Raw genomic sequence first — 5,583 nt, 5'->3', positions numbered from 1 at the left:
GGCGATGTCCTTGGCCGGATCGTTCCACGGCCGCGTCAGCCCGCAGGCCTGCCACAGCGCGATCAGCGCCGCTTCGTCGTCACGACGGCACGGCCGGATCTGCCAATTCAGCATCGGCGGTTCAGAGCTTGCCCGCCACCCAGCCCTGCACCGAGGCGAGCGCCTGCGGCAGCTGCGATGCATCGGTGCCGCCGGCCATCGCCATGTCGGCCTTGCCGCCGCCCTTGCCGCCGACCTGCTGCGCGACGAAGTTGACCAGCTCGCCGGCCTTGAGCTTGCCGACGCTGTCGGCGGTGACGCCGGCCGCCAACTGCACCTTGTCGCCGTCGACCGCCGCCAGCACGATGACCGCCGTCTTCAGCTTGTCCTTCAGCTTGTCGAGCGTCTCACGCAGCGTCTTCGCATCGGCACCCTCCAGGCGCGCGGCCAGCACCTTCAGGCCCTTCACGTCGACCGCCTGGCCGACCAGTTCATCGCCCTGCGACGACGCGAGCTTGCCCTTCACGGCGCCGAGTTCCTTCTCGAGCGCACGCACCTGCTCCAGCACCTGCGCCAAGCGCTGCGGCACCTCGGTGGGCGCGGCCTTCAGCGTCGCGGCCAGCTGGTGCAGCGTGCCTTCGAGCGTCTGCAGGTAGGTCAGCGCATTCGCGCCGGTCACCGCCTCGATGCGGCGCACGCCGGCGGCCACGCCGCTCTCGGCCACCACCTTGAACAGGCCGATGTCGCCGGTGCGCTGCACATGCGTGCCGCCGCACAGCTCGCGGCTGCTGCCGATGTCGAGCACGCGCACGGTCTCGCCGTACTTCTCGCCGAACAGCATCATCGCGCCGGTCTTCTGGGCCGATTCGATGTCCATCACGCGCGCCTGGGTGGCCGCGTTGGCGAGGATCTCGGCGTTGACGCGGCGCTCGATCTCGGCGATYTGCTGCGGCGTGACCGGCGCGTTGTGCGCGAAGTCGAAGCGCGTCTTCTCGGCGTCGACCAGCGAGCCCTTCTGCTGCACGTGCGTGCCCAGCACCTCGCGCAGCGCCTTGTGCATCAGGTGGGTGGCGCTGTGGTTGCGCACGGTGGCCGCGCGCAGGTCGGCGTCGACGCGCGCGGTGACGGTGTCGCCCACCGACAGCTTGCCCTGGCTCATCACGCCGTGGTGGCCGAACACGTCGGCCTTGATCTTCTGGGTGTCCTGCACGCCGAACAGCGCGCCCTCGGCGCTCAGCGAGCCCTGGTCGCCGACCTGGCCGCCGCTCTCGGCGTAGAACGGCGTCACGCTCAGCACGACGATGCCGGTCTGGCCTTCGAGCAGCTGCTGCACCGGGCTGCCCTCCTGGTAGAGCGCCGCGACGGTCGCCTGCTCCTGCAGGTGCTCGTAGCCGGTGAACGCATGGCCGGCGCCGGTGTACTCCACGGCGCGCGCCATCTTGAACTTGCCGGCCGCGCGGCCGGCCGCCTTCTGCTGCTCCATCGCCGCGCCGAAGCCGACCTCGTCGACCTCCACGCCGCGCTCGCGGCAGACGTCCTGCGTCAGGTCGAGCGGGAAGCCGTAGGTGTCGTGCAGCTTGAAGGCCACGTCGCCGGGCAGCGTCTTCTGGCCGCCGGCCAGGGCGGCGTCGAGGATCTCCATGCCGTTGGCCAGCGTCTCGAAGAAGCGAACCTCCTCGGCCTTCAGCGTGTCGGTGATGTGCTGCTGGTCGGCGGCGAGCTTCGGGTAGGCCGCGCCCATCTCGCTGACCAGGTCGGCCACCAGCTTGTGGAAGAACGGCTTCTTCTGGCCGAGCTTGTAGCCGTGGCGGATGCCGCGGCGGATGATGCGGCGCTGCACGTAGCCGCGGCCTTCGTTGCTCGGGATCACGCCGTCGCTGACCAGGAAGGCGGTCGCGCGGATGTGGTCGGCGATCACGCGCAGGCTCTTGTTCGACAGGTCTTTTTCACCCGTCTCGCGGGAGGCGGCGCGGATCAGCTTGTCGAACAGGTCGATCTCGTAGTTGCTGTGCACGTGCTGCARGATTGCGGCCAGGCGCTCCAGGCCCATGCCGGTGTCGACGCAGGGCGCCGGCAGCTTCCTGATGCTGCCGTCGGGCTGCATGTCGAACTGCATGAACACGTTGTTCCAGATCTCGATGTAGCGGTCGCCATCGGCATCGGGCGAGCCGGGCGGGCCGCCGGCGATGCCGGGGCCGTGGTCGTAGAAGATCTCCGAGCAGGGGCCGCAGGGGCCGGTGTCGGCCATCATCCAGAAGTTGTCGGAGGCGTACTTCGCGCCCTTGTTGTCGCCGATGCGCACCACGCGCTCGGGCGGCAGGCCGATCACCTTCGTCCAGATGTCGTAGRCCTCGTCGTCGTCGATGTAGACGGTGGCCCACAGCTTGTCGGCCGGCAGCTTGTAGACCTGGGTCAGCAGTTCCCAGGCCCAGGTGAGCGCGTCGTGCTTGAAGTAGTCGCCGAAGCTCCAGTTGCCCAGCATCTCGAAGAAGGTGTGGTGGCGCGCGGTGTAGCCGACGTTCTCGAGGTCGTTGTGCTTGCCGCCGGCGCGCAGGCAGGCCTGGACGGAGGCGGCGCGCACGTAGGGGCGCTTGTCGCTGCCGAGGAACACGTCCTTGAACTGCACCATGCCCGAGTTGGTGAACATCAGCGTCGGGTCGTTGGCCGGCACCAGCGGGCTGGAGGCGACCACCGTGTGCCCCTTCGATTCGAAGAATTTCAGGAACGTGGTGCGGATCTCGGAGGCTTTCATCCGGTTTTCTCTCTAGGGGAACGGGCTGGGCGGAACCGAAGATTATAGGAAAGGGCCTGTCGGCCCGGATCGGGACGGCCCGGGATACACCCGGGTATCAACCCCACTTGTTCGCTTGTCATCTCCCAAAGGAGCAGGGCGGTGCCCAAAGGCGCGTGGGGGGAGGYCGTGGAGCGCCAATAAAGCCGGGTCGCCGGAGCTGGCTGGTTTCCTGGCCCGCGCGCGCAGCGCGCTTCGTGAACTGACTGTCGCCGACTGTTTGACCACAACGAACGAAGTGAGTGGCGGGAGTTTCGGCGACGGGCCATGAAACCAGTCAGCGGAGGGAAGTCAGCGCCCCGCCAGGGGCGATGACCGACCCGGCCGGCGCGCCACGGCCTCCCCCCACGCGCCTTTGCGCGCGCCCATGCCGACCCTAAGCCGCCTCCTGCAACCGGATCTGCGCCGCCAGGAAACGGTACAGCCGCTCGTCGTCGCTGAAGGCCACGTTGAAGCGCAGCCAGCCGGTGGGCCGCGGCTCGACCAGGAACAGCTGCCCCGGCCCGAGCATGATGCCCTCGCCCACCGCCTGCCGCGACAGCTCGGCACCGTCGGGCAGGTCCGGGTGGCGCGCCCACAGGTMCAGGCCCGCCTTCGGCTCGCTGAACAGCTCGAAGCCGAGCCCCGCCAGCCGCTGCGCCACCCGGCCGTGCCCGTCGGCCAGCCGGTCGCGCAGCGATTTCAGGTGCTTGCGCCAGCGGCCTTCGGTCAGCGCGCCGAAGGCCAGCCGCTCGGTGATGTCCGACGAGGTCAGCCCCGACACCATCTTCAGCTGCGCGAGTTCGTCCAGCAGGTCCGGCCGCGCAACGACGTAGCCGACGCGGATGTTCGGCGAGATCGTCTTCGAGTAGCTGCCGACGTAGACCACGCGGCGCAGCTGGTCGAGGCTCGCGAGCGAGGGCCGCGGCTCGGGGTCCATGTCGGCATAGATGTCGTTCTCGACCAGCGTCAGGTCGTGCGCGTCGGCCAGCTGCAACAGCCGGTACAGCTGCGCCAGCGGCGTGACCGAACTGGTCGGGCTCTGCAGCCGCGGCTGCGTGAAGAAGGCCTTCGGCCGGTGCTCGGCCAGCAGCGCCTCCAGCGCCGGCAGGTCGTAGCCGGCCGGCGTACGCGGCACGCCGATCAGCCGCGCACCGAGAAAGCGCAGCATGAACATCAGGTTCGGGTAGCCGGGGTCGTCGACCAGCACCGCATCGCCCGGCTTCAGCAGCCGGCGCGCGACGAGGTCGAGCGCCTGGCTCGAACCCTGCGTCAGGAGCACCTGCTCGGCGCCGACCGCGATCTGGTGCTCGGCCAGCGACTCGGTCACCAGGATGCGCAGCGCCATGTGCCCGTGCGGCAGCCCGTAGCCCCCCAGCTCGGCCCCGTCGGCGGCCATCTGGCGCAGGCTGCGCCGCACGCCGTCCTCGAACAGCCAGTCGTGCGGCAGCCAGCCGCAGCCGGGCTTGAGCGCCAGGTTGCGGTTCTCGAAAATCTGCTTCAGGTACCACTGCGCATCGAAGCGCAGGTCGGCCACCGGCTTGGGCGGCGGCGCCACTGCCGGGGCGTCGCCGCCGCGCCGCTTCACGAAGAAGCCGGCGTTCGCGCGCGACACCAGCCAGCCCTGCGCGACCAGCCGGTCGTAGGCCTCGACCACGGTGAAGACGCTCACGCCGTGCGAGGCCGCGAAGGCGCGGATCGACGGCAGCTTGGCGCCGGGCTTCAGCGACTGCTCGGCAATCATGCGGCGCAAGCCGTCGACGATCTGGCCGACCAGCGGCATCGGGGAGTTCGGGTTCAGCGTGAACATCGGCGTGTCGTGGCTACTGCTGCTTCCTCGTGCATGGCGCACCGGATCAGGGCTTGCATGTACAGGCCCCGCGGCCTGCACAGTACACCGAAACGCCGCACCGTCTGTACATGGCGGCGCGCGCAGCGGCTGCCTACAGTCCGCCCACACGAATTTTCCCTGCCCTGGAGCCTGGCCATGCAACGCGAACACGACACCAATGCCGTCCTGATGGCGCGCCGCCATGCCGCGGTGGCCCGCGGGGTCGGCCAGGCCCACCCGATCTTCGTCGCCCGCGGCGCCAATGCCGAGGTCTGGGACGTCGAGGGCCGGCGCTACATCGACTTCGCCGGCGGCATCGCGGTGCTCAACACCGGCCACTGCCACCCGGAGGTGATCGCCGCCGTGCGGGCCCAGCTCGACGCCTACACCCACACCTGCTTCCAGGTGCTCGCCTACGAGCCCTACGTCGAGCTGGCCGAACGGCTGAACGCGCTGGCACCCGGCGCCTTCGCGAAGAAGTCGCTGTTCCTGTCGACCGGGGCCGAGGCGGTCGAGAACGCCGTCAAGATCGCCCGCGCGTTCACGCGCCGCCCGGGCGTGATCGCGTTCACCGGCGGCTACCACGGCCGCACGATGATGACGCTCGGGCTGACCGGCAAGGTCGCACCGTACAAGACCGGCTTCGGGCCGTTCCCGGGCGAGACCTTCCATGCGCTGTTCCCGAACGCGCTGCACGGCGTCAGCATCGACGACGCACTGCATTCGGTGGAGACGATCTTCAAGAACGACATCGAGCCGGAGCGCGTGGCCGCGTTCATCATCGAACCGGTGCAGGGCGAAGGCGGCTTCCACGTCGCGCCGAACGAGTTCATCGCGCGCCTGAAAACCCTGGCCGAGCGGTACGGCATCCTGCTGATCGCCGACGAGGTGCAGACCGGCGCCGGCCGCACCGGCACCTGGTTCGCGAGCGAGCAATGGCCGGTCGCGCCGGACCTGATCACCACCGCCAAGTCGATGGCCGGCGGCTTCCCCATCTCGGGCG

At 69.5% G+C, this 5,583-nt stretch carries 3 protein-coding genes; 1 reads left to right on the top strand and 2 read right to left on the bottom strand.

Annotation, left to right across the window (positions count from 1 at the left end):
- Positions 1 to 121: 121 nt before the first annotated feature.
- Together alaS and AC1D12_RS23145 are read right to left on the bottom strand one after the other, a co-directional pair.
- Positions 122 to 2,731 (bottom strand): alanine--tRNA ligase, encoded by a 2,610-nt coding sequence (alaS, locus tag AC1D12_RS23150; protein WP_477843105.1) that lies wholly within the window; start codon positions 2,729 to 2,731, stop codon positions 122 to 124.
- Between the two features lie 415 nt (positions 2,732 to 3,146).
- Positions 3,147 to 4,559: an aminotransferase-like domain-containing protein gene (locus AC1D12_RS23145; protein ID WP_477843103.1), complete on the bottom strand. Its 1,413-nt coding sequence runs from the start codon at positions 4,557 to 4,559 to the stop codon at positions 3,147 to 3,149.
- A gap of 177 nt (positions 4,560 to 4,736) precedes the next feature.
- Here AC1D12_RS23145 and AC1D12_RS23140 point away from each other — a divergent pair.
- Positions 4,737 to 5,583, top strand: an 847-nt coding sequence (locus AC1D12_RS23140; protein ID WP_477843101.1) for an aminotransferase class III-fold pyridoxal phosphate-dependent enzyme, incomplete at its 3' end; no start/stop codon positions are given.

The sequence above is a fragment of the Rhizobacter sp. P1_G5 genome (assembly GCF_056405435.1).
This window is presented reverse-complemented; position numbering and strand designations above follow the sequence as displayed.